This window comes from Deltaproteobacteria bacterium (assembly GCA_020848745.1).
GTDB lineage: Bacteria > Desulfobacterota > Binatia > UTPRO1 > UTPRO1 > UTPRO1.
Genome location: JADLHM010000056.1, coordinates 38368 through 62448 on the forward strand (window position 1 = coordinate 38368; position 24081 = coordinate 62448).

The 24081-nt window shown below is 72.6% G+C and carries 16 protein-coding genes; 11 read left to right on the plus strand and 5 right to left on the minus strand.

All coding sequences use genetic code 11. The features are described 5' to 3' along the window. The first annotated feature begins 241 nt into the window (after positions 1-241). The 7 genes from IT293_08060 (at position 242) to IT293_08090 (ending at position 8575) form a co-directional block, all read left to right on the plus strand. Positions 242-742 carry an NADH-quinone oxidoreductase subunit J gene (locus tag IT293_08060; protein ID MCC6764602.1) on the plus strand — a complete coding sequence of 167 codons (501 nt, stop codon included), beginning with the start codon at positions 242-244 and terminating at the stop codon, positions 740-742. Positions 743-749: 7 nt separating this feature from the next. Beyond that, the gene (nuoK, locus tag IT293_08065; GenBank protein MCC6764603.1) at positions 750-1061 is read left to right on the plus strand and encodes an NADH-quinone oxidoreductase subunit NuoK; all 312 of its coding nucleotides are present in this window, start codon (positions 750-752) and stop codon (positions 1059-1061) included. Then, entirely contained in the window at positions 1061-3115 is a 2055-nt protein-coding gene (nuoL, locus tag IT293_08070; protein ID MCC6764604.1) for an NADH-quinone oxidoreductase subunit L, read from the plus strand. Before nuoK ends, nuoL begins: the two co-directional genes overlap by 1 nt. A 12-nt stretch (positions 3116-3127) precedes the next feature. After that, positions 3128-4624 carry an NADH-quinone oxidoreductase subunit M gene (locus tag IT293_08075; GenBank protein ID MCC6764605.1) on the plus strand — a complete coding sequence of 499 codons (1497 nt, stop codon included), beginning with the start codon at positions 3128-3130 and terminating at the stop codon, positions 4622-4624. Between the two features lie 7 nt (positions 4625-4631). Beyond that, on the plus strand, positions 4632-6149 hold the full coding sequence (locus IT293_08080; protein MCC6764606.1) for an NADH-quinone oxidoreductase subunit N: 1518 nt from the start codon (positions 4632-4634) through the stop codon (positions 6147-6149). Between the two features lie 219 nt (positions 6150-6368). Next, entirely contained in the window at positions 6369-7556 is a 1188-nt protein-coding gene (locus IT293_08085) for a hypothetical protein (GenBank protein MCC6764607.1), read from the plus strand. Between the two features lie 50 nt (positions 7557-7606). Then, positions 7607-8575, plus strand: a complete 969-nt coding sequence (locus IT293_08090; GenBank protein ID MCC6764608.1) for an SDR family NAD(P)-dependent oxidoreductase — start codon at positions 7607-7609, stop codon at positions 8573-8575. Between the two features lie 40 nt (positions 8576-8615). On the opposite strand, the gene IT293_08095 is transcribed toward IT293_08090, so the two are convergent. Further along, positions 8616-10082, minus strand: a complete 1467-nt coding sequence (locus IT293_08095; GenBank protein ID MCC6764609.1) for a hypothetical protein — start codon at positions 10080-10082, stop codon at positions 8616-8618. 278 nt (positions 10083-10360) lie between these two features. On the opposite strand from IT293_08095, the gene IT293_08100 reads away from it, so the two are divergent. The 3 genes from IT293_08100 to IT293_08110 all read left to right on the plus strand — a co-directional run bounded on the left by IT293_08100 (position 10361) and on the right by IT293_08110 (position 14517). After that, the gene (locus tag IT293_08100) at positions 10361-11230 is read left to right on the plus strand and encodes a UbiA family prenyltransferase (protein ID MCC6764610.1); all 870 of its coding nucleotides are present in this window, start codon (positions 10361-10363) and stop codon (positions 11228-11230) included. Beyond that, entirely contained in the window at positions 11217-12224 is a 1008-nt protein-coding gene (locus IT293_08105; protein ID MCC6764611.1) for a radical SAM protein, read from the plus strand. Before IT293_08100 ends, IT293_08105 begins: the two co-directional genes overlap by 14 nt. Before the next feature lie 64 nt (positions 12225-12288). Continuing rightward, complete coding sequence (locus IT293_08110) at positions 12289-14517, plus strand: tetratricopeptide repeat protein (GenBank protein MCC6764612.1); 2229 nt, start codon at positions 12289-12291, stop codon at positions 14515-14517. On the opposite strand, the gene IT293_08115 is transcribed toward IT293_08110, so the two are convergent. From IT293_08115 to IT293_08125, 3 genes are all read right to left on the minus strand, one after another. After that, the gene (locus IT293_08115) at positions 14501-16255 is read right to left on the minus strand and encodes a sulfatase (GenBank protein ID MCC6764613.1); all 1755 of its coding nucleotides are present in this window, start codon (positions 16253-16255) and stop codon (positions 14501-14503) included. The genes IT293_08110 and IT293_08115 overlap by 17 nt on opposite strands. 75 nt (positions 16256-16330) lie before the next feature. Continuing rightward, complete coding sequence (locus tag IT293_08120) at positions 16331-18370, minus strand: tetratricopeptide repeat protein (protein ID MCC6764614.1); 2040 nt, start codon at positions 18368-18370, stop codon at positions 16331-16333. Continuing rightward, on the minus strand, positions 18367-20448 hold the full coding sequence (locus IT293_08125; protein MCC6764615.1) for a tetratricopeptide repeat protein: 2082 nt from the start codon (positions 20446-20448) through the stop codon (positions 18367-18369). Before IT293_08125 ends, IT293_08120 begins: the two co-directional genes overlap by 4 nt. Before the next feature lie 195 nt (positions 20449-20643). Between IT293_08125 and IT293_08130 the strand changes: the two genes are divergently transcribed. Continuing rightward, entirely contained in the window at positions 20644-22326 is a 1683-nt protein-coding gene (locus tag IT293_08130) for a glycosyltransferase family 39 protein (GenBank protein ID MCC6764616.1), read from the plus strand. A gap of 96 nt (positions 22327-22422) precedes the next feature. On the opposite strand, the gene IT293_08135 is transcribed toward IT293_08130, so the two are convergent. Next, positions 22423-24027, minus strand: a complete 1605-nt coding sequence (locus tag IT293_08135) for a tetratricopeptide repeat protein (protein MCC6764617.1) — start codon at positions 24025-24027, stop codon at positions 22423-22425. Positions 24028-24081 lie beyond the last annotated feature (54 nt).

Here is a 24081-nt window from a genome sequence, read left to right on the forward strand (position 1 = left end):
ACGGAGAGGCTCCGGCGGGCTTTATGCGCTGGGTGTCAGGAACCCAGCGACCGTAGGAGCGATCCCGGACCCACCCGCCGGCGACACCGCACGAAAGACGGTTTGCGGCAGCTGGCCGCGGGGCCGTTTGCGGCCGCCGGACGGTTTTGTTACTCCCTCCCGACCTCTGGCCGGCGACGCGGCAACCAGCCGTCGTCGTTGACGAAACGGTCGCCACTCTCACTCGGGGGAAACCAACGCGTTGTCGTTGTCCGTCGCTCTCTTCTACGCCTTCGCCGCGTTTACCGTGATCTGCGCGGCCGGCGTCGCGTTCTCCCGCAACATCGTCTACTCGGCCTTCGCCCTCCTCGGCACGCTCTTCGGCGTCGCCGCTCTCTACGTCTTCCTGGCGGCGGACTTCGTCGCCGGCGCCCAGTTCCTCATCTACATCGGCGGCGTCCTGGTGCTGATCCTCTTCGCCGTGATGCTGACGCATCGGATCGCCGACGTCGCGGTGTCGAACCGGGCGGCCGGGCGGCCGGCGGCGCTCGTCGCGGTCGGGCTCGCGGCCGCGGTGCTCGGGCGCGCCGTCTTCAAGACGCGCTGGCCGGTCGCGGACGCGCTTGCGGACGCGCCGACGACGCACGCGATCGGCAACGGCTTCCTCGGGCCGTACGTGCTGCCGTTCGAGCTCGCGTCGTTCGTGCTGCTCGCGGTGCTGGTCGGCGCGATCGTGGTGTCGCGCAAAGAGCTGCGGAGCTGAGGGGGCGATGCCGGGGGTTCCGCTGCAGCACGTCCTTCTCGTCGGCCTGGTCCTCTTCGCGCTCGGACTCTACACCGTGCTCACCCGGCGCAACGCGATCGGCATCCTGATGGGCATCGAGCTGCTGCTCAACGCCGCCAACGTCAACTACGTCGCCTTCGCGCGCTACTCGGGTGCGCCCACCGACGGCCAGATCTTCGCGATCTTCGTCATCATGCTCGCGGCGGCGGAGGCGGCGGTCGGCCTCGCGATCGTGCTCGGCATCTACCGCAACTTCGAGAGCATCGACGTCGACGCGACGCGCTTGCTCAGGCACTGATGGATCCGATCGCCGCCACGTCGCTTCGTTGGATCCCGCTGCTGCCGCTCCTGGGCGCGATCGTGAACGGCCTCGCCGGCAAGGCGATCCAGCGCCGGATGGGGAAGGGTGCCGTCGCGGCGATCGCGGTCGCGCCGGTGGTCGCGGCGTTTGCGCTGTCGCTGGCGGTGTTCGTCCGGTTGCTCGGGCTCGAGCCGGAACGCCGCGCGCTGCTCGACGTCGTATGGCGTTGGCTCGCCGTCGGCTCGCTGCGCGTCGACGTCGCGCTCCTCGCCGACCCGCTCTCGACGACGCTGCTCCTGGTCGTGACCGGGATCGGCGGGCTCATCCATCTCTACTCGACCGCCTACATGCGGGACGACGACGCGTACTGGCGCTTCTTCGCGTACCTGAACCTCTTCACCTTCGCGATGCTCGTGCTGGTGCTCGCCGACAACCTGTTGCTGATGTTCGTCGGCTGGGAAGGCGTCGGATTCTGCTCGTGGGCGCTGATCGGCTTCTGGTGGCGCGAGCCGGTGAACACGACCGCCGGCAACAAGGCCTTCATCGTGAACCGCATCGGTGACGCCGCCTTCGTCCTTGGCGTCTTCACGCTCTTCTGGGCGCTCGCCGCGGCGGGGCACGGCACCGTCGTCTTCCGCGAAGTCCAGCAGCACCTGGCGAGCCTCGATGGCCGCATGCTCTGGGGCGCGCCGGTCGCGACGCTCGTCACGCTGCTGCTCTTCGTCGGCGCGACCGGCAAGTCGGCGCAGATTCCCCTGCACGTCTGGCTGCCGGACGCGATGCAGGGCCCGACGCCGGTCTCGGCGTTGATTCACGCCGCGACGATGGTGACGGCGGGCGTGTACATGATCGCGCGGTTGCATTTCTTGTACGCTCTGGCGCCGACCACGCTCGCGGTCGTCGCCGGCATCGGCGCCGCGACCGCGCTCGGCGCCGCGACGATCGGCCTCGTGCAGGACGACATCAAACGCGTGCTCGCGTACTCGACGGTGAGCCAGCTCGGCTACATGTTCCTGGCGCTCGGCGTCGGCGCCTGGACGGCCGGCGTCTTCCATCTCGTCACGCACGCGTTCTTCAAGGCGTGCCTCTTCCTCGGCGCCGGCTCGGTGATCCACGCGCTCCACCACGAGCAGGACATGCGAAAGATGGGGGCGCTCCGGACCACGTTGCCCGTCACGTTCTGGACGTTCCTGATCGCGGCGCTGGCGCTCGCCGGCACGCCGCTCACGGCGGGCTTCTTCTCGAAGGACGAGATCCTCTGGCGGGTCTGGTCGAGCCTGCACGGGAGCGCGCTCCTCTGGACGGTCGGGGTGCTCGGGGCCGGGCTCACCGCCTGCTACGCCTGCCGGCAGGTGGTGCTCGTCTTCTTCGGCGCGTCGCGCGTCGACCACCATCACGCCCCGCACGTGCGCGAGTCGCCGGCCGCCATGACGGGGCCGCTCGCGCTGCTCGCCGCGGGGTCGCTCCTGGTCGGGTTCCTCGGTGTTCCGGAGGGCATGGGCGGAGCGAACCGCTTCGCGGCGTGGCTCGCGCCGGTCTTCGCGGGGGGGCACGTCGAAGGGGCGCATACCGCGCACGCCGCCCACGCCGCGAGCCTCGAGTGGACGCTCATGGCGGTGTCGGTCGCGGCCGCGGCCGGCGGAGCGCTCGTGGCCTATCTGGTCTACCAGCGCCGGTGGGTGTCGGCGGACGCGGTCGCCGCCGTCGCGGGCGGCGCGCCGTACCGGATCGTCCTGCACAAGTACTGGCTCGACGAGATCTATTGGACGGCCTTCGGCCTCGGGGTGCTCCGGCTTGCGCGCCTCGGCGCGTGGTTCGACGCCCGCATCATCGACGGGATCGTCGACGGCAGCGCGACGATCACGCGGGCGATCGCCCGGCTCGAGGGCCGGTTCGACGCGCGGGTCGTCGACGGTCTCGTCAACGGCCTCGCCGAGGCGACCTGGGCGCTCGGCGGGCGCCTCCGGCGTCTGCAGACCGGGAACATCAACGCGTATCTGTACGTCGTCGTCGGCACGATCGCGCTCGTGCTGATCGCGCGTCTGCTCTAGGAGCCTCACGGCATGGATCACGTCCTCACCTGGATGACCTTCCTCCCCCTCCTCGGCGCCGGGGTGGTACTGTGCCTGCCGTCGGGGAGTCCGGGGCTCGTGAAGCGGGCGGCGTTCCTGTTCACGCTGCCGACGTTCGCGCTCGGCGTCTGGCTCTTCGCGGCCTTCGACCGCACGACGACCGCCTATCAGTACGTCGACCGCGTCCCGTGGATCGCCTCCTACGCGATCGACTACTTCGTCGGCGTCGACGGCATCTCGATCACCATGGTGCTGCTGACGGCGCTCCTCTGCCCGCTGTGCGTGCTCGCGAGCTTCGGCATCGACAAGGGCGTGAAGGGATACTTCGCGCTCTTCCTCATGCTCGAGACCGGCATGATGGGCGTCTTCGTCGCCCTCGACTTCTTCCTCTTCTACGTCTTCTGGGAGGTGATGCTGCTGCCGATGTACTTTCTCATCGGCATCTGGGGCGGGCCGCGCCGCGAGTACGCCGCGATCAAGTTCTTCCTCTACACGTTCGCGGGCAGCGTGCTCCTGTTGATCGCGATGCTGGTCCTGTACTTCGGCGCGACGCCGCACACCTTCGCGATTCCGGAGCTCATGCAGCGGAGCGCGGTCTTCGACCCGCGCACCCAGCAGCTCCTCTGGCTCGCGCTGTTCGTCGCGTTCGCGATCAAGATCCCGGCGTTCCCGTTCCACACCTGGCTGCCCGACGCCCACGTCGAGGCGCCGACGGCGATCTCGGTGATCCTCGCCGGCGTGCTCCTCAAGATGGGCACCTACGGTCTTCTGCGAATCAACTACGGCATCCTGCCGGCGGCGACGCTCGACCTCGCGTTCTGGGCACTCGCCGGGCTCGGCACCTTCAACATCGTCTACGGCGCGCTCTGCGCGCTCGCGCAGACGGACCTGAAGAAGCTCGTCGCCTACTCGTCGATCAGCCACATGGGCTACGTGATGCTCGGCATGGCGGCGTTCACGCCCCAGGGCATCAACGGCGCGGTGCTGCAGATGTTCAACCACGGCACCATCACGGCGATGCTCTTCCTCCTGGTCGGGGTGATCTACGACCGGGCGCATCACCGCGAGATCGCCGGCTTCGGCGGCCTCGCGGGCGTGATGCCGGTCTACACGGGCATGACCGCGCTCGCTTTCTTCGCGGCGATGGGGCTGCCCGGGCTCTCGGCGTTCATTTCCGAGGTGCTGGTGCTGCTCGGCGCCTGGCAGCGCCATCCCGGGCTCACGATCGTGGCCGCGAGCGCCATCGTGCTGACCGCGGGATATCTCCTCTGGACGCTGCAACGGGTGTGGCTCGGCCGCCTCGACGAACGGTACGCCGGCTTTCCCGACGTCGACGCGCGCGAGCTCGCGACGCTGGTTCCGCTGGCCGCGATCGTGCTCGTGCTCGGGGTGTACCCCCACGCCGTGCTGGATCTGATCGGCGCGTCGCTCGGGCACCTGAACGAACTCGTCGGGGCGGGCGCGGCGACCGGCGTGGCGCTGCGCTGAGGCGACGGTGGACCTCGGCAACGCCGCGAGCATCGCGTACAGCGCCCCCGAGCTGATCCTGATCGCCGCCGCGATCGGCATCGTCGCGGCCGACCTCGTCGTGCGCGCGAAGGAGCAGCTCGGGGCGGCCGCGCTACTGGCCTGCGCCGCGTCGCTGGTCGCGGCGATCGGCCTCCGGATGCCGTTCAGCGAGCGCTGGCTCGTGCAGGGGCTCCTGCACGGCGGCGAGGGCTGGCTCTGGTCGCGGATGCTGGTCGTCGACGACTTCGCGGTCTTCTTCAAGCTCGTGTTCGCGTTCGCCGCGTTCGTGACGATCTGGATGTCGCTCGGGTCGGCGGAGGTGCAGGACGGCGACGAGGGCGAGTACTACGCGCTTGTCCTCGCTTCGACGGTCGGCCTCTTCTACATGGCGGCGGCCGCGAACCTCTTGACGGCCTACCTCTCGCTCGAGCTCGTGAGCCTGACCTCGTACGTGCTCACCGGCTACCGGCGGCACGACCGCCGCTCGGGCGAGGCGGCGCTCAAGTACCTCATCTACGGCGGCGTCGCGTCGGCCCTCATGATCTACGGCATGAGCTGGCTCTACGGGCTCGCCGGCAGTCTCGAGTACCTGAAGATCCACGACGCGCTCACCCACGGCGCCGCCGACCCGCTGACGGTCTTCGTCGCCGTCGTGCTGGTGCTCGCCGGCTTCGGCTTCAAGATCGCCGCGGTGCCGTTCCACATGTGGGCGCCCGACGTGTACCAGGGGGCGCCGATCCCCGTGACGGCGTTCCTGTCGGTCGGCTCGAAGGCGGCGGGCTTCGCGATCATGATCCGGCTCTTCTACCCGGGGCTTTCGGAGCCGGGCGAGGCCGGCGCGTGGACCGCCCTCGCCGACGTCGATTGGCCGACGCTCATGCTGGTCGTCTGCATGGCGACCATGACGCTCGGGAACCTCGCGGCGCTCGGGCAGCAGAACGTGAAGCGTCTCCTCGCGTATTCGAGCATCGCCCACGCCGGCTACCTGCTCATGGGCTTCGTCGTCCTGAACGACACGGGGCTCCGCGCGATGCTCTTCTACCTCGTGACGTACTATCTGATGAACCTCGGCGCGTTCGTGGTGGTGATGGTGGTCGCCAACGCGACCGGGCGCGAGGACGTCGACGGCTATCGCGGGCTCGCCTGGCGCGGCGGCGCGGTGCCCGCGGTGGCGATGGCGATCTTCCTTTTCTCGCTCGCCGGGATCCCGCCGCTCGCGGGCTTCGTCGGCAAGTTCTACCTCTTCGCGGCGGTCGTGGAACAGCGCCTCTATCTCCTGGCGCTGGTCGGCTTCGCGAACACCCTCGTCGCGCTCTACTACTACGTGCGCATCGTGCGCACGATGTTCCTCGACCAGCCGCGCGGCGACGAGGGCGTCGTCGCGCTCGGCGCGCACGACGCGTTCCTCCTCTGCTTCCTGGTGATCCCGACGATCGCGCTCGGCATCTACTGGGCGCCGGCGATCGCCCTCGCCGAGCGCTCCGTCCGCTTCTTCCTCGGCTGACCGCCGCCATCGGCGCGGGGGCGCCGGCGCTACTGCTCGCCCCACCAGCGCCGCGCGTCGAGCGCGAGCGCGGCGCGTGTCTCGGGATGGCTGCTCGGAGGGCGCGGGGCGCACACGCCATGGCGTCGCCCCGTGCGCCTTCCGGCGGCGGCGACGCACGCACCCTGGATTGTCGCTCTCGCCGCGGCCGTGCTATGGCTCCGCCGCTCCCTCCAAGCCATGTCTCGACGTCCCCTCGTCATCGTGGTCGTGTCGCTCGCGGTCGCTGGCGCGCTCTTCGTGCTCCTCGGACGCCGCGCGCCCGCGCCGCCCCCGCTACCGGTCGCGAAGGCGACCGATACCCCGGAGTCGGTGGCCGAGGTGCAGCCGTCGCCGGGGCCCGAACGCGAGGTCGTGCGCACCGAGACGTATTTCGAGCCCGTCGACGACAGCAAGCTCACGGCCGAGCAGGCGGGCGCGGCCGCGGCGCGCTATCGCAAGGCGGCGCGCTTCCCGCGCACCTCCCGTCCGCTCGAGGACGGGCTCGACCCGATCGCGCGGTCGCGGTCGCCGCAGGTCGACTACGACGGCGACGAGAAGCACCCCGAGCCGCGCCTGCTCGCGTACCCCTCGATCACGAGCTTCGAGGCGCCGGGCGACGTCGTCATCTACGCCGAGGTCGTCGAGCTCCGCATGGCGGAGGCCTACGACGAGCACGGGCGGGCGGGCCGTGAGACGCTCCGCCAGTTCCGTACGGGGGCGCGCGCGATGCGCGGCGTGCTGCAGACGATGGACGGGGCGATGGTGTCGCCGCTCGCCTTCCACGACGACGGCACCCACGGCGACGCGCAGGCGGACGACGACTTCTGGACCGCCACCTACACGCCGGATCCCGACAAGCCGAACGACTTCCGCGGGCAGTATCAGGTCGTGGTGCAGGCCGAGAGCCTCAAGGGCGACACGCTGAACGCGACGACGGCCTTCGTCTACAGCGTGCAGCTCGCGCACCTCACCGGCCAGTACCGCGACGCGATCGTCGACGGCAACCTCCAGATCGAGGCCGAGATCGAGGTCGAGGACGCGGGCAGGTTCCGGGTCGAGGGGACGCTCGTGACGACCGTCGACGCGAAGATGATCGGCTACGCCTACGCCGACGCCGATCTCGAACCCGGACGCCACTGGGTGCCGCTCGTCTACTACGGGCTCATCTTCCACGACATGCGGGCGCCGGGTCCGTACTCGCTCTTCTCGGTGATGCTCTCGACGCTGGGCGGCGCGGTGCCGCAGGAAAGCGACGTCGTGCCGAACGCGTACACGACCAGGGCGTACGCGGTCGACGACTTCGGCGACGCGCCCTTCAACGACCCGGAGTACGTGCGGAAAGCCGACTACTACGACGGCATCCGCCGCACGAAGGGCGGCAAGTAGTCCCGGGGGGCGGTCGCCAAGAGGCGGCGGGCAGGCTACATCGTCCGGCCATGAACGATTTTCGTGGGAAGCTCGCCGTCATCACGGGGGGCGGTACGGGCATGGGGCGCGAGCTCGCGCGCCAGCTCGCCGCCGAGGGGTGTCATCTCGCGCTCTGCGACGTGTCGGTCGCGACGATGACCGAGACGAAGGCGCTCTGCGAAGCCGAGGCGCCGGCCGGGACGCGCGTCAGCATCCAGTGCTGCGACGTCTCCGCCGAGGAGCAGGTGCTCGCGTTCCGCGCCGCCGTCCAGGCGGCGCACGCGACCGACCGCATCCAGCTACTCTTCAACAACGCCGGCATCGGCGGCGGCGGCAGCATGATCGCCGACGATCGCGCCGAGTGGGACAAGACCTTCGGCGTTTGCTGGGGCGGCGTCTACTTCTGCACCCGCGCGTTCCTGCCCATGCTGATCGCCAGCGACGAGGCCGTGATCGTCAACACGAGCAGCGTGAACGGTTTCTGGGCCTGCCTCGGGCCGCGCACCGCGCACACCGCCTACAGCGCCGCGAAGTTCGCCGTGAAGGGCTTTTCCGAGGCGCTCATCACGGATCTCCGGCTGCACGCCCCGCACGTGAAGGTCTCCGTCGTCATGCCGGGCCATATCGGGACGTCGATCGTGATGAACACCAACCGGGTGCTCCGCAACGGCGACATCGGGTCGATGTCGGCGGAAGACGTCGCGCGCCTGCGCGGCATGCTGAGCCTGCGCGGCCTCCCCGTGGATGCCATGAGCGACGACGAGCTCCGCGCCGCCATGGAGCAGATCGCGATCATGTTCCGCGACCACGCGCCGACGACCGCCGCGCGCGCGGCGACGATCATCCTCGACGGCGTGCGCGCGGGGGAGTGGCGCATTCTCGTCGGCGAGGACGCGGTGGCGCTCGACCGCGCGGTCCGCGCCGAACCGGCGATCGCGTACGAGGAGCGGTTCGCGCAGGCGCTCCAAGCCGAAGGGCACATGCGGCTGATCGGCTGATGACGACGCCGGCGGGCGGACGGTCCTTCGCGCCTCCGCGCTAACGACGCGCTGGCGGCGCGACGCTGACGCGCGTGAGGGCGCGTCCGCGCCGGATCACCCACGCGATGCGCGGGCGGCCGTTCGCGGTCTCGAACTCGGGGCCCCACAGGACCTCGTCGAAGGTGCCGACGCGGTGCGCGCCGATGCCGAGCGTGCCGCGTCCGCCCTCGACGCGCTGGGCTTGCCACGCCACCGTCGCGCCGTCGTCGGAGACGCGCGGCCGCCAGGTGGCGGAGAAGGCGGCGGCGCGCACCGTGCCGTCGACGTAGATCGCCCACGGGCGCGGGGTCGGCGCGCCGCCGAGCGTCGCGCCGTAGGTGACGTGCGTCCCGTCCCGTGACAGGGCGACGCCCCAGATCTCCTGATACGGGCCGTAGCGCTTGCCGTCGTGCACGACGAACGAGGTCGTGAGGTTCGCTTCGTCGCGGAGCCGACATGCGTACGCCGTATGCATGCCGTCGGCGCTGATCTCGGGCGCCTGGCGGCTCCAGGGCTCGCTGCAGGTGAGGTCGTCGAGCGGGCCGCCGTCCTTCGCGATCCGCCAGAGGCGCGCGTGCTCCGAGTCGCCGGCGGCGCGTTCCCACCAGACGATGGTCGCCGCGTCCTCGGCCGCCCGCAGCGACCCGGGTGCGATCACCGTTCCGAACCGGCACGCCTCGTCGACCAGCTCGGCACGGTTGATGTCGTAGGCCGCCAGGCGCGTCTCGTCGCGGTAGACGCTCCAGCCGTCGCGGTCGCGCGTCAGCAGCAGCAGCGCGCCGCCGGCGAGCCAGCGGAGCGTGTGGCGTGCCGGGAGGTCGGGACGCGTCGCCCGCTCCATCGCGGCGCGCGCGCAGGGCGCCGTCGGCGGCTCGAAGGTGCGGACGGGCCGTCCGTCGACGAAGAGCCGCACGCCCTCCGCGTCCGCGCCGAGCCACGCCACGCGTCCGTCGGGGCGAAAGGCCGGTAGTCCGACGTCGCGCCAGCGCCCGGCGTCGCGACCGTCGAGGAAGAGCGTGAAGTCGCCGACCTCGCCGCTCGTGGTGCCCGAGACGCCGATGGCTCCCCAGTGCCCGCCGTCGTCCGCAAAGGCGAAGGCCCCGGCGGCGACGGCCTCGGTCGGGATCGCGCGCCCGTCGGCGACGATCCCGACGCGCTGCGTCCCCTCGGCCTCGTCGACGGTCCAATAGAAGAGGCGATGCGTCCGGGGCGCGAACGCGACGCGAGGGCATCGCGTATGCGGCTCGCCCGCGCCGTCGCGGGTGACGACGCGCTCGCCCGCGGGGGTCTGGTCGACGAACGCGAACGTGCGGCCGTCGTCGGCGACGAGGATGCTGCCGTCCTTGTACGTGGCCGGTAGGCGGGTGAGCGTCGTCTTCTCGAAGGCGGGCTCGCGCGTCAGGCAGCCGGCGGCACACAGGCTCAGCGTCGCGAGCGCGAGTCGGAGGCGACGCGGCGTCCGCGGCGGGAGGACGGTCGGGTGCATGCGATCGCTCGGGATGAATCATCGGGCGCGGAAGGCGTCAAGGCGATCGGTCCGCCGCGCGCGCCGCCGGGCGCGACCGTGCGCGCGAGGGCGCAGGCGTCAGCCGCCGGGGAGTGACGCCGGGATGCCCGGGAAGTCCGCCGGGGGGCCGGGGCGGGCTCCGGCGATGCGGGGGTCTTCCGTCGATCTTCGTTGACGCCCGGACCGTTGGTCGTGGTAGACCGAGCGCGATGTCCGGCTCCCAGGCGGCCCGGCGAGATGTCTCGCGGCCGCCGCGCTTGACCACCCCGACCGTCGTCGCTTCGGGCCTCTCCGTCGCCCCGCACCCGCGTGCGCGCGCCGAGCGCGATGGCGCGCTCCGCGCGTTGACCTGGGCGGTCGCGGCCTCGACGCTGCATCGCGTCCGCCGCGGGGAGGGCGCGCTCCTCGCCATCAACCTCTCGCTGATCACGTGGCACGGCGACGCGGCGGCGATGCGCGGCGTCTGGCAGGCCCTGGTGTCGGTCCTGGCGATTCTCGTGATGTACGCGTTCAACGATCTCTACGACGCGCCCGTCGACTGGAACAATCCGAAGAAGGACCGCGCGCTGATCCGCGCCTGGATCGAGCACCGGCGCGCCGGTGTGGTCGCGACGCTCTGCCTGAAGCTCGTGACGCTCGCGATCGCGTCGGCGACGCTCGGGGCGGGGCCCACCGTCGCGGCGGCCGCCGTGATGGCGGTGAACCTCGTGTACTCGACGCGGCTCAAGGGCGTACCGGTCGCCGACATCGTCGCGGTCTGGGCGTGGGGCTCGCTCTACGCGGCGATCGTCGATCCATCGTTCGCGGTCGTCTTCCTCGTCGGTGTGATGACGGGCATCTGCCACCTCTTCCAGACGCTCGACGACCGCGCGCCCGACGCTGCGAACGGGATCGCCACGACCGCCGTGCGGTCGCCGACGTTGTCGCGGAGCGTGCTGGCGGCCCTCGTGCTCGTGCTCTTCGGCTCGCTTCACGGCCTGCTCGGCGTCGCCGCCGCCTGCACGGCGGTCGCGCCGCTCGTGATCTCCGCGGCGGTCGCCGACGCGGGGGCGGGCTGGCTCCTCACCAAGGCCTACTTTGCCGTCGTCTGGCTCGCGTTCCTCGGAACCACCCGTGCGGCTGGGTGAGAAGTTCGCGCTCGGGTACGCGTACGGCACGAGCCTCCTCGCGTACCTGGTGGACGGCGCGCCGCGGCCGTTCTCGGCCACCTGGGCGGTGACGAACCGCTGCAACCTGCGCTGCGGCTACTGCAACTGTCCCTTCATCGACCCGAGCCACCTCGACTTGCCGCGGGTGGCGATCATGTTCGAGCGCCTGAAGGCGATGGGCGTCCGCCGCCTCGGCCTCGCGGGCGGCGAGCCGATGATGCGGAGGGACATCGGCGAGATCATCGGGATGGCGAAGGACCACGGCTTCTGGGTGAGCGTCAACTCGAACCTCACCCTCTACGCGCGCCACCCCGAGCGCCTGCACCTCGCCGACCTCGTCTACACGAGCCTCGACGGCGAGCGCGGGGCGCACGAGGGCGCGCGCGGCGAGGGCTCCTACGAGGGCGTGCTCGCCGGCGTCGCCGATCTCGTGCGAATCGGGAAGCCGGTGATCGCGATCTGCGTCGTCACCGAGCACAGCCTCGACCAGGCCGACGCGATCCTGCGGCGCGCCGAGTCGATGGGCTTCCGCGTCCACTTCCAGCCCCAGTGCACCGAGACCGACATCGTGCGCGGCCGGGTGCCGGCGTCGGTCGCCAACGAGGAGTTCCGCGCCTTCTGGCGGAGATTGCTCGAGGAGAAGCGCCGCGGGCGTCCGATCGTGAGCTCGACGGCGTTCCTCGAGTACCTCGCCGGCTGGGCCGACTTCGCGGTGTCGGCGGTGGACGCGCCGGGCGGACGCTGCGCCGCCGGCCACGGTTTCTTCTACGTCGATCCCCTCGGGCGCGCGTATCCGTGCGCCTACACGAAGGGCAAGACGGCCCCGGTCGATCTGCTGGCGGCCGCCTGGCGGACGGCATGGGACCGCGCCACGCCCTGCAATCGCTGCATCGTCGGGCCGATGCTCGAGTTCAATCTGCTCTTCCAGCGCCCGTTCGCGGCCGCCGTCGAAAGCGCCCGGACCTATGCGTAGCGGCTGCAGAGCCGCGCAAGGGTCCGCGGGGTCCGGGGCGGCGACGCCGGTCGCCGCGCGGCTCGTGGCCGGGAGCGCGACGTTCGTCCTGATGCTCGCCGTCACGCTGGCGGTCTACGCCCGGGCGCTCCATGCCCCCTTCGTCTTCGACGACCGGCCGGCGATCGTCGAGAATCCGTCGATCCGCCGCCTCGTCCCGCCGATCGGCGACGCGACGCTCCGCGGCCCGCTCAATCCGCCGCCGCTGGCGCCGACGGCGCGCCGTCCGTTCTCGAACCTCTCGCTGGCGCTCGACTACCACTGGTGGGGGCTCGACCCGGCGGGTTTTCGCCGCACGGCTCTCGTGCTGCACGCGCTCACCGCGACGGTGCTGGCGCTCCTCGTGCGCGGCACCGTGCTCCTTCCGTACTTCGGCGGCGCGTTCGCGGGCGCGGCCGACGTCCTCGGAATCGCCGTCGCGCTCGTCTGGCTCGTACACCCGCTCGGCAGCGAGACGGTCGTCTATCTGACGCAGCGAACGGAGCTGATCGCGGCGCTCGCGTACCTCGCGACCCTCTGGTGCGCGCTTCGCCACTGGACGGCGCCGACGCCGGCACGCGCGACGACCTGGGGTGTCGCGGCCGTCGCCGCGTGCATTGCCGGCATGGCGTCGAAGGAGATCGTCGCGTCGCTGCCGGTCGCGGTGTGGCTCTACGAGCGGACCTTCGTCGGCGGCGCGCGGCGTGCGACGCGTCTGTACGCCGGGCTCGCGCTCGGCTGGGTCGTGCTGTTCGCCTTGAACGTCGGCGGGGCGAGCGGATTCAGCGACGCCAAGCACGACGTTTCGCCGCTCGTCTGGTGGATGACGCAGGCGAAGGTCCTGTTCCTCTACCTGAAGCTCGTCGTCTGGCCGTGGCCGCTCACGATTCACTACGCGCCGGCCTACCTCGGGAGCGCGGCGGCGTGGCCGTGGCTGCTCGCGTGCGCGGCGCTCGCGGCGGGAACGGCGGCGCTCGTACGTCGGCGGCCCGCGGCGCGTTTCGCCGTCGTCGCGATCGCGCTCGTGCTGGCTCCGACGATGCTCGTTCCGATCGTGAAGATGATGGCGGCGGAGCGCCGGATGTACCTTCCGCTCGCCGGCCTCGTGACGCTCGCGGTGGTCGGAGGCTGCGCGGTGCTCGCCCGTGGCGGGAGGCGCCTGCGGCCCGGACCCGTGCTCGCCGCCGCGACCGCGCTCGCCCTCGTGCTCGCCGTCGTCACCGTCCGGCGCCTCGTCGCCTACGAGTCGGCGGTGACGCTCTGGGCCGACGCCGTTCACACCCAGCCGACCGACGCCATGGCGCATTACAACCTCGGCGTCGCGCTCTTCGAGGCCGGCCGGCCGGACGCGCAGTCGATGGCGCGCTTCGAGGAGGCGCTCCGGCTCGATCCCGGGCACGCGGGGGCGCTCGACAACCTCGGACTCGTACTGTTCCGCCAGCGCCGGTACGACGACGCGCGCGGCCTCTTCGAGCGCGCGCTCGCCGCCGACCCGGAGAATGCCGTCGCCGCGAACAACCTCGGCGCCCTCGAGCTCGAGCTCCTCCGACCGGCCGCGGCGCTTGCGCCCCTCGAGCGGGCGCTCGCGAGCGAGCCCGACCTGCCGAAAGCGGTCGTGCACCGGAACCTCGGGAAGGCGCTCGTCGGCGTCGGCCGCGCCGATGACGGGCTCGCGCACCTCGAGCGGGCCGTGCGCCTCGATCCGGCCGATGCCGAGGCGCACAACGGCCGCGGCGCCGCGCTCATGGCACTCGGACGAGCGGCCGACGCCGTGCCGTCCTTCGCGGCCGCACTCCGCCTCGCACCCGACGATGCGGGGATCGAGAACAACCTCGCGACCGCGCTCCTCCAGAGCGGCCACGTCGACGAGGCCGTCGGCCACCTCGAACGCGTGCTCGCGCGCGCTCCCGCGAACCTCGGCGCCCGCAACAACTACGGGACGGCGCTCCGTACGCTCGGGCGCACGGCGGACGCGATCACGCAGTTCACCGGGGTGCTCGCGCGCGACTCCGCGCACGCGACCGCCCACTACAACCTCGGAAGCGCGCTCCTCGACAGCGGGCGCCCCGGGGAAGCGATCGAGCATCTCGAGGAGGCGCGCCGGCTCGGGCTCGACGATCCGCAGGTCCGTTTCCGCACGGCGATCGCGTACGTCCACGCCGGCCGCCGCCGCGACGGCGTCGCGACCGCGCGCGGCGCGCTCGCCGACGCGCGCGCGCGCGGTGCGACCGTCCTCGGCGACGACATCGAGCGCTGGCTCAGCGCGTATCAGTGACGTCCGCGGGGGCGGAGCCGCCCGGCGGCGGCAGGACGAGGTCGGGCTCCGGGAACGCGGGCCCGCCGCCGCGCTCGATGTACCCGAGGCTCTCGAGCCTGCTGCGGACGTTGCGGGGGAGCGTCGAGGTCCGGTGCTCTGCGGCGCGGCGCGCGAGCACCGTGTCGTACTCCCGCCGGAAGGCCGCGAGGGCGGCGCGCGCGGCTGGCTCGTCGAAGTCGGCCGAGTAGCCGGCGAGGGGCTCGTCGGGCGCGCGCGCGAGGTCGATCCAGCGAACGGTCTCGCGCGCGTATTGCGCCGCGGCCTCGCGTCCGAGGATCGCCGCGACGTCGGTGGCGAGCCCGGCCTGGAACTGCGGCCAGCTCCGCCGGCGCAGGATCTTGATCGGGCCCTGCCGGAAGCCATCCTGCACGACGACCTGGCGGAGCGCGACCGGAGCGCCGGCGTCGACGCGCACCTCGCCGCCGAACATCATGACCGTGCGCAGGAGGAGCGGCCGATCGACCCGGCCCTTCCGCAGCGCCGCGAGGAAGCTCGCGGCCCCGTCCACCGTCGGCGCGGGCGGGAGCCCGAGGATCTCGAGGACGGTCGGGAGGAGGTCGGTCAGGGACACCGGGCCGTCGACCGTCGCGCCGGCGGGCAATACGCCGGGCAAACGCAGCACCATCGGGATCCGCACGACTTCCTCGTAGAGCGTGCGGCGGTGCCCGAGCCCGGCGTGCTCGAAGAACTCCTCGCCGTGGTCCGACACGACGACGACGAGCGTCGTCGCCGCCATGCCGGTGCGGTCGAGCGCTCGCAGGATCGTGCCGAGGTGGTCGTCGACCCAGCCGACCTCGCCCTCGTAGAGCGCGTAGGCGTGCTGCAGGTCGCGCTCGCCGATCGTGCGCAAGAGCGCGCCGGGCTCGTTCGGGTCGGGTGTGCCGACCGCGGGTCCGCCCATGCAGTTCTTGCCGTCGAAGGTGCCGCCGTAGTCGGGGTCGAAGCGGCGATTCCAGGGCGGCGGCGGGACGTAGTCGCAGTGCGCGTCGAAGAAGTGCGCGAAGAGGAACCACGGACGGCCCTCGCGCGCGAGCGCGTCGAGCTCGGCGACGGCCGCGGCGGCGACCTCGGCCGACGTTACTACCGTCTGCGAGCGGTCGTTCAGCGCGCGCTCCGCCTCGGCCTGGCGCCGTTTCGCGTCATCGTAGCGCGTCCAGTCGGCGGCGGCCGCGGCTTCTTCGCTCGCGCGGCGGAGCGCCGCGACGTGCTCCGCCGCCGCGTTCGCCTCGCCGCCGTAGACGGCCGTGTAGGTGGCGAACCCACGCCCGAACCCCCAGTGCGGATCGAGGAAGGGCGCCGAGTAGATGCCGGCGGTGCGGTAGCCGTGATCCGCCAGGATCTCGGCCATCGTCGCGATTGCCGGATCGAGCACGCCGCTCTCCGACTCGACCCCGTGCGCGAGCGGCGCCATGCCGGTGAACATCGAGAGATGCGACGGCAGCGTCCACGAGCTCGACGAGTACGCGTCCGCCATGCGGACGCCTTCGCGCGCCAACCGGTCGAGCGCCGGGCTCGTGGAGGCGTCGGGTGCGAAGCGCGGCCGGTGGCCGTACGTGCCGAGGACGTCCTGGCGGACGGTGTCGAGCGAGACGAAGAGCACGTTGTAGGGCTGGCGCGCCTGAGGCGGCGTCCGCTGGCAGGCGAGCGGCGTCGCGACGAGGACGGCCAGCGCGACGGCGCGGAGGCGGAGCGACATGGCGGCGCTCCTAGCCCGCATTTCCTGCCAGGTCCACGCCGCTCGCGGCGCGCGCCTCGGTGCGCGGCGCGCGCTTCACGACCCGCCGTCCGCGCCGGCAGCGCGGCGGCGCGCCAGGAGCTCGTCGAGCGCCGCGCGGATCTCGGCGAAGTCGGGCGCCAGACGGAGCGCTTCGCGATAGGCGGCGATCGCCTCGTCCGTGCGGCCGCGACTCGCGAGCAACGCCGCCTGGTTGGCGTGCGCGCGCGGCTCGCCGGGCGCCAGGCGGACGGCCGCGGCGTAGTGGGCGAGAGCCTCGTCGCCGCGTCCGAGCCCTTCGAGGGCGACCGCGAGGTTGTTGTGGGCGGCGGTGAGGCCCGGCTCGATCGCGAGCGCGCGCTCGTAGGCGGCGACGGCGTCGGTGAGCGCGTCGGGCGTGCCCTTGGCGGCGAGCGCCCAGCCGAGGTTGTTCCACGCCCGCGCGTAGAGCGGATCGCGGTCGAGGGCGCGGCGGTACCAGCCGATCGCTTCGTCGAGCTCGCCGCGCTCCGCGAGCAGGAGCCCGAGGTCGTAGGCGGCGAGCGCCGAGTCGGGGTCGAGGCGGACGGCCTCCCGGTACTCGGCCTCGGCGGCGTCGAGGCGGCCCGTTCGCGCGAGCGCGTTCCCGAGGTTGAGCCGCGACTTCGCGAAGTCCGGCTGGAGCGCCACGGCCCGCTCGAAGTGCGCCATCGCCTCGGCGTGGCGGCCGAGCGCGTCGAGGGCGATGCCGAGGTTGCCGTGCGCGAGGTAGTTGCCGGGGTCGACGGCGAGCGCGTGCGTGAAGAGGCTCGCGCTGTCGCGCCAGTGGGCGAGCTGCCGCGCCGTCGCGACGAGACAGGCGGCGAGCGCGAGCGCGCCCGCCGCGGTGGCGAGCGCGGCGGGAACGCGTACGCGGCGCGCGCCGGCGCCGGATGCGGGCGGGCGCGCGGGCTGGTCGATGACGGGCGCGCTCGCGAGCTGGTCGATGACGAGCGCTCTCGCGCTCCAGGCGATCATCACGAAGAGGCCGATCGACGGGAGGTACGTGAAGCGGTCGGCCATGGCCTGGTCGCCATGGCGTACGAGGCCGATCACGGGGACCAGCGTACCGAGGTACCAGAGCCAGCCGACCAGGAGGTACGGCGCGCGCCGCGCGGCGCGTCCGACCAGGATCGTCACGGCGGCGAGCAGCGCCGCCGCCGCGAGCGCGGTCCAGGCGGAGAGGTTCTCGCGCGCCGGGTAGAAGACGGCGAGGTCGCTCGGCCAGAGGGTCTTCCGGAGGTAGGCCACGTAGGAGACGAGCGCGTTGCCGACGCGATAGGCGAGGGGCGCCGTCGCGAGCGTCGTGAGAGCGCCCGCGCTCCGCTGCGCGACGACGGTCGCGGCGCTCACCGCGGCGGCGAAGGCGAAGAGCGGCAATTTCTCGCGGACGAGCGCGAGCCATGTCGCCGGCGCGCCGCCGGTCGCCGGTACGCGCGCGAGCGGCCAGACGTCGAGCAGCAGGAGCACGAACGGCAGGGTGACCAGCATCGGCTTCGCGAGGAGCCCGAGCGCGAAGACGGCCGCGACCGCGAGCCAGCGGCCCCACGTCGGGCGGCGCGCGTAGCCGACGTACGCCGCGAGCGTCAGCATCCAGAAGAGGCCGGAGAGGACGTCCTTTCGTTCCGACACCCACGCGACCGATTCGACGTGCAGCGGGTGCCACGCGAAGGCCGCGGCGACGAAGGCGCTCGGCCAGCGGGCGCCCGTCGCCGATCGCAGCACGAGGAAGAGGACGACCGTCGCGAGCGCGTGCAGGACGACGTTCACGAGGAGGTGCGTCCCGGCATCGAGGCCGAAGAGCTGCACGTCGAGGAGGTGCGTCAGGCTGGTGAGGGGGTGCCAGGTCGCCTGGTGGACGCCCGTGAGCGCCCAGGCGACGCCGGTGCGCGTGAGCCCCGCGCGCACCCGCGGGTTCTCGGTCACGTACTCGTTGTCGTCGTAGTTGAGGAACGCGTGGTGGCGGACGGGCGCGTAGAGGGCGAGCGTGACGAGAAGGAGCGCGGCCGCGACGGCGAGGTCGGCGGCGCGCACGGGAGGGCTGCTGTCGTCGCTGGTATGCGCGCGCGTCGGGGTCACGGCGTCGCGGCCGGGCGAGAGGCGTCGCCGCGGGCGCGTTCCGCGGCGGCGAGGTTGCTCCGCGCCTCGGCGTGATCCGGCGCGAGAGAGCGCGCGCGCCGGAACTCGGCGATGGCGGCGTCGAGGTCGCCGCGCCGGGCGAACGCGATGCCGAGGTCGTTGTGGAGGTCGGCGGAATCGGGCTCGAGCTCGAGCGCGCGCGCGTAGACGCCGATCGCCTCGTCGACGCGGCCGGCGCCCGCGAGCGCGGCCGCGAGCTCGTGCTGCGTCCGGACGTGCGCCGGCCGCAGGCGCGCGGCGGTCGCGAGGCGCTCGATCGCGTCGTCCCACGCGCCGCGCGCGGCGAGCTGCGCGCCGAGCCCGCGCGCCCAATCCGCCTGTTCGGGGTCGAGACGGAGCGCGTCGCGATAGTGCGCGATCGCCTCGTCGTTCCGCCCGAGCCGCGTGAGGACGGCGGCGAGGTTCGCGTGCGCCGTCGCGTAGCGCGGGTCGGCGGCGAGCGCGGCCTCGTAGTGGCGGACCGCTTCGTCGAGGGCGCCCTGCTGCGCGCGGACGTTCGCCAGGTTGTTCTGGGCGTCGGCGTAGCCCGGGTCGAGCGCGACGGCGCGCCGATAGTGCGCGACCGCTTCGTCGAGGCGGCCGTCGCGCGCAAGCGCGTTGGCGAGATTGTTCCGGGCGGACGGTGATTCCGGCGCGAGCGCGACGGCGCGCTCGAGGTGGGCGCGGGCTTCCGCGCCGCGCCCGAGCGCGGCGAGCACGATGCCGAGGTCGCCCTCGATCTCGGCGTCGTCGGGCTCGAGGCGGAGCGCCGACGCGAGCATCGCCGCCGCCTCCTCCGAGCGCCCCTCTTGGTGGAGCCACATGCCGAGGTTGATCGGCGCGATCGCGGCGCGCGGGTTCTTCGCCATGACGTCCCGCCAGAGCGTCTCGGGGTCGTGGAACGTCTCCGCGCGGCGCCACGTCAGGCCGGCGAGGAGCGCGAGCAGCGGGACGGCCGCGAGCGCGGACGCCGCGCCGAGGCGCGCGGCATGCGTCGCCGCGAGCGCCGCGACGGGGGCGATCAGGAAGAGGCTCGCGAGATACTGATAATGGTCGGCGACGAAGGTGTACCGCATCGGGTACACGTCGACGAAGCCGAGGGCGGGGGCGAGCGTCACGGCGAAGCTGGCGAGCGCGGCCGCCGGCCCGCGTCCGATCCGAGCGCGGGCGGCCCAGGCGCCACCGGCGACGGCGACCGCCGCGAGCGGGAGGAGCCACTGCCGGAGCGCCGTCGCGTCGATCGCCCACCGCGGGTAGACGAACGCGAGCGGGTGCGGCCAGGCGAGCGTCGCCGCGTAGAACCCGAGCGCGCGGCCGGCGATGAGCACCCGCTCCGCGAGCGAGAGGTCCCAGGCGGCGCCGCGCGCGCCGACGTGCGTCCGCTCCATCCAGACGGTGACGAGCGCAAGCGCGAGGCCGAGCGCGAGGAGGGGCACCACGGCTCGGAGGTGGCTCCCCTCGATCCGGCCGCGCCGCCACCAGAGCAGCAGGAGGAGGATCACCGGCAGCGTGCACGTCACCGTCTTCGCGAGGAGGGCGGCGACGAAGGCGACGACGACGAACGTGCGGCGGCGCCGCCGCGCGGCCGCGTCGGCATCGGACGCGGACGGCGCGTCGGCGAGGGCGAGCGCGGCGAGGAGCGCCGCGAGATAGCCGGCACCGGAGAGGACGTTCTTCCGCTCGGTGATCCACGCGACCGATTCCACGTGGACGGGATGGACTGCGAAGACGGCCGCCGCGAGCCAGGCGCCCGGGAGGCCGAGCGCGGCGAGCACGCGCCACGCGAGCACGGCGTTCAACGCGTGCAGCGCGACGTTGGTGACGTGGTAGCCCGTCGGCGCGTCGCCGAAGAGCCGATGCTCGATCCAGAAGGTCGTGAAGGTGAGCGGGTAGTACTGCGGCGTCGCGCCGGGCTCCAGCCAGATGCGGACGAGGCCGGTGAGGTCGTCCAGCGCCGCGTTGTCGGTCACGTAGTCGTCGTCGTCCCAGATGAAGCCGGCGCGGAACGCCGGACCGTAGGCGACGATGGTCAACAGCACCAGGGCGAGACCGGCCGACGCCGGGAACCAACGAAAGGTTTCGGAACCGACTGCGCTGGCGGAGCGAACGACGGAGGAACCCCGGCGAGCCATTGCTTCGACCGTGCTTAGCCCGCCCGAGCGCGCGACTGCAACGCGGACCCGGCGGCCGAGCCGACCCGGTGCCGGCGTTGACAGCCGGACCGCCGACACACGATGCTCGCGCCGTTCATGGTCGCGGAGGACGACGTTCCGGTCCCGCCGACCCCGCGCTGGTTCCGGTGGGCGTCGCTCGTGGTCCTGCTGCTCGCGACCATCGTTCGCCTCGGCTACCTCGCGGACCTCCGGGCGACGCCCTGGTGGGGGCATCTGGTCGTCGATCCCGAGTACTACGACGCGTGGGCCCGAAAGATCGCCGCCGGCGACTGGCTCGGCACGCGCGCCTTCTACATGGACCCGCTCTATCCGTACGTGCTCGCGGCTCTCTACGGGGTCGCGGGGCGCGACCTCCTGCTCGCGCGGCTGCTGAACGTGGCGTGTAGTGTCGGCGCGTGCGCCGCGACGATGCTTCTCGGACGCCGGGTCGGCGGCCCCCTGGTCGGCATCCTCGCCGGACTCGGGCTCGCGTTCTACGAGCCCGACGTCTTCCACACCGGCGAGATCGACAAGACGTCGCTTTCGATGCTGCTGGTGGCGGGATTCCTCTGGCTCTTCGCCGCGCGCGGGGTGGGCGGGGCGCGGACGCTCGCCGCCGGGCTCGCCCTCGGCCTCGCCGTCCTGACGCGCGCCAACCTGCTCGTCTTCCTGCCGCTCGGCGCGCTCGTTCTGGCGCGCGCCGGAACATCGCGGTCGGACGGGATCGGGAAGGCGATGCTCTTCGCCGCCGGCTTCGCGCTCGCGCTCGCGCCCGTCACCTGGCGAAACCATCGCGTCGCGGGCGAGTGGACCCTCGCCACCACGCAGGGTGGTCAGAACTTCTACACCGGAAACAATCCGGCCAATCCCTACGGCGCCTACGGCGTGGTGCCGTTCGTACGCGCCAACCCGCATTTCGAGGAGGAGGACTTCCGTCACGAGGCGGAGACGCGTGCGGGGCGCTCGCTCACCCCACGCGAGGTGTCGGCGTTCTGGTACCGCGCCGCGCTCGCGCACGCGGCGGACGATCCGACGTTCGCGCTCCGGGCCGTGGCGCGGAAGGCCGTGCTCTTCTGGAACGACTTCGAGATTTCCGACAGTCAGGACCAATATCTGCTCGAGCGTGACTCGGCGGTGCTGCGCTCGCCGCTTCTCGGCTTCGGTGCGATCCTGCCGCTCGCCGTGCTCGGTGCGATCGCCGGGCTCGGTCGTCGTGGCCGGGGACGGCCGGCCGCCGACCGATCCGCGGTCGCTCTGCTCGCGGGCTTCGTGCTCGTGTACGCGGCGAGCGTGGTCGCCTTCTTCATCTTCGCGCGCTATCGCATCCAGGTGGTGCCGGCGCTCTTGCCGCTCGCCGCGCTCGGGACCGTCGAGATCGCGGCGTGCGTGGCGTGGCGCGAGTGGCGGCGCTTCGGGCTGGCCGTTGCCGTTCTCGGGGCGGGGGCGGCCCTCGCGTTCCAGCACGTCGGGATCTTCGCGCGCGACCACCCGGTGGCGGTGGAGTTGCGGCTCCGCCATCTGGCCGACGGCTACCTCGGCGTCGGCGACGCCGAACGCGCGATCGCGGCGCTCGTCGAGGCGGTGCCGCATTGCCCGCATGGCTGTCCGTGGGCGCTCAAGGATCTCTACGAGGCCTACGCCGAGACGGGCCGCGCCGCGCAGGGCGAGGCATACTTCGCGCGTTTCGTGCGCGAGCATCCCGAGCAACGCGATGCGCCGCAGTATCTCGCCGACCTGCGTGTCCGCGCCGCCGCATCGAAGTGACCCCGGCGATCGTGCCGGACGGCGACGGCGTACGGTGGCGCCTGCCGGATCGCCGCCAGGCTCGTTCGCTTCGCGCCGCGCCCGACGGTGCGGACGTCACCGCGGGTCGGCGGCGAGCCGCGCTCGCGCGGCGGCGAGATTGCCCGCCACCATGGCGCGTGCCGGCCAATCCGGCGGTGCCAGCGCGAGCGCCCGTTCGTAGTCCGCGGCGGCGCCGGCGAGGTCGCCGAGGGCCTGCCGGGCCCAACCGCGGTTGTTGTAGGCGTCCGGTTCGTTCGGGCGGAGCGCGATGACCGTCGCATAGTCGCGCTCGGCGGCGGCGAAATCACCGCGCGCGTGCCTGGCGCTCCCGCGATCGAAGTAGGCGAGCGGCCAGCGCGGGTTGCAGCGGATCGCCGCGTCGTAGTCGGCGATGGCGGCGTCGTGATCCGCGCGAGCGAAGCCGCGATTCGTGTAGGCGATCCAGTTGCAGGGATCGAGCGCGAGGACGTGGTTCCAGAGCGTGGTCGAGTCATGCCAGACGCGGGTCTGGCGGAAGGTGAGCGCGCTCAGGAGGAGGACGGACGCGAGGCTCGCGGCGACGACCGGCCGGGCGCGACCCCAGGTGCGCGCGAGGCCCGCGGTCGCGAGGGCGGTCCAGGGAAGGCACGCGAGGTAGCTGTAGCGGTCGGCGACGAGCTGCGGTCCCGTCTGCGCGAGGCCGAGGACCGGCGCGACGATCACGACGTAGACGGCCCAGGTCGCGAGGAGCCAGGGCCGGCGTCGCCGCTGGCGGAGGGCGAGCACGGTCATCGCGGCGACGGCCAGGAGGGCGAGGACGAAGCGCGGCGCCATCGGATCGAGCCGGGCAGGGAGAAGGTGGGCCGGCTGGAGCCCGAACGGCCAGAGGCTCTGCGCGACGTAGAAGCAGAGGCCGTAGGCGGCTTGCGCGACCCGCGCCGCGAGCGGGTACTCGGCGAGGGAACGCATCTCCGGGACGCTTCGCTGTGCCGCGAAGGCGGCGGCCGCCGCGACCGCCGCGAGCAGCGCGAACGGGATCTTCTCGCGGAGCGCCCGGCGGCGGAGCGGATACCAGTCGAGGATCAACAGGACGGCGGGAAAGGTGATGGCCCAGGCCTTGGCCGCGAGCGAGAGCGCGAGCGCGACGAGTGCGCCCGCCCGTCCGGCGCGGCGACGTCCCGGAGGCGGCTGCGCGCTCCGGAGGTAGAGGAGGAGCGCCGCGAGCCAGAAGCAGGCGGAGAGCACGTCGCGGCGCTCGGTCGCCCACGCGACCGACTCGACCCGCAACGGGTGGACCGCGAACCAGAGCGCGCCGATCGCCGCCGGCCACGGAAGGATCCGCTCCGAAGCGATCGCGACCTTCGCGAGCAGCCGGCGCAGCAGCAGCCAGACGAGTACGGCGTTCACGGCGTGCAGCAGGAGGTTTCCGAGGTGGTAGCCGCGCGGGTCCATTCCCCAGAGGGCGTGGTCGAGCGCGAACGAGAGCCACGTGAGCGGCTGCCAGTGCCCGCCACGGGTCGTCGTCAGCATCCACCATGCGTGCGCCCACGAGAGGCCGCGGTAATACGGGTTGTCGGTGAGGTTGAGGTCGTCGTCCCAGTTGACGAAGTCGTTCGCGAGCGTCGGCGCGAAGCTCGCCGCCACGACGAGCACGACGGCCGCCGCCGGCGGCCAGGAAGCGCGGGGGCGTGCGTCGGTCACGCGCGCTCGGCTGTCATGAAGGCGGGCGGCGGACAAGTCCGCAAGGCGCGCGCG

Bases quoted from the DNA above. Each gene is read 5' to 3' on its own strand.
- nuoK (MCC6764603.1), top strand. From the start codon at position 750: ATGCCGGGGGTTCCGCTGCAGCACGTCCTTCTCGTCGGCCTGGTCCTC.
- nuoL (MCC6764604.1), top strand. From the start codon at position 1,061: ATGGATCCGATCGCCGCCACGTCGCTTCGTTGGATCCCGCTGCTGCCG.
- IT293_08075 (MCC6764605.1), top strand. From the start codon at position 3,128: ATGGATCACGTCCTCACCTGGATGACCTTCCTCCCCCTCCTCGGCGCC.
- IT293_08085 (MCC6764607.1), top strand. From the start codon at position 6,369: ATGTCTCGACGTCCCCTCGTCATCGTGGTCGTGTCGCTCGCGGTCGCT.
- IT293_08090 (MCC6764608.1), top strand. From the start codon at position 7,607: ATGAACGATTTTCGTGGGAAGCTCGCCGTCATCACGGGGGGCGGTACG.
- IT293_08095 (MCC6764609.1), bottom strand. From the start codon at position 10,082: ATGCACCCGACCGTCCTCCCGCCGCGGACGCCGCGTCGCCTCCGACTC.
- IT293_08115 (MCC6764613.1), bottom strand. From the start codon at position 16,255: ATGTCGCTCCGCCTCCGCGCCGTCGCGCTGGCCGTCCTCGTCGCGACG.
- IT293_08130 (MCC6764616.1), top strand. From the start codon at position 20,644: ATGCTCGCGCCGTTCATGGTCGCGGAGGACGACGTTCCGGTCCCGCCG.